Source organism: Vibrio sp. 811 (assembly GCF_033339195.1).
This window is the reverse complement of sequence record NZ_JAWOUB010000710.1, coordinates 1-574: the sequence shown is the minus strand read 5'-3', so window position 1 is coordinate 574 and position 574 is coordinate 1. Positions and strand designations below refer to the sequence as shown.

Below are 574 nucleotides of genomic sequence, written 5' to 3'. Positions count from 1 at the left end.
CAAGGTCGTCAGTACTCGATCATCTCAATGGTTATCTTAAGGAGTACAGTGACTTGGTATCGAGCCATACAAAAGGATGTTTGGTTTACGTGTTTTAATCACGGACTCCACCACGTGAACCTACATCTTATTACTCGGTGTTATATGCATCGAAAAGTGCATTTAACATTATGTTAACTATTGGCGGTGATAGGGGAATTTACAAATAATTGCTGAATTTTTGTTCGGCAAGGGGAGGGAGGAATGTTCAATACAAAAAGCCCCCGCCATAAGGCGAGGGCTTTGTTGATTCTTGCGTGGCTCGATTACTTGATGCCAGCGAAATCGCGTAGAAGCTCAGCTTTATCAGTCGCTTCCCATGGGAACTCTTCGCGACCGAAGTGACCGTATGCTGCTGTCTTCTTGTAGATTGGTTGAAGTAGGTTAAGCATTTCTTGTAGACCGTATGGACGTAGGTCGAAGAATTGACGAACCGCTTCAATGATGATGTCGTGAGATACTTTCTCGGTACCAAACGTTTCAACCATGATAGACGTTGGATCAGCAACACCGATTGCGTAAGAAAGTTGGATTT

The 574-nt window shown here is 43.7% G+C and carries 1 protein-coding gene; it reads right to left on the bottom strand.

Annotation, left to right across the window (positions count from 1 at the left end; translation table 11 throughout):
* Nucleotides 1-305: 305 nt before the first annotated feature.
* On the bottom strand, nucleotides 306-574 hold a 269-nt coding region (locus R7Q46_RS28980; protein ID WP_042777442.1), incomplete at its 5' end, for a methionine adenosyltransferase domain-containing protein.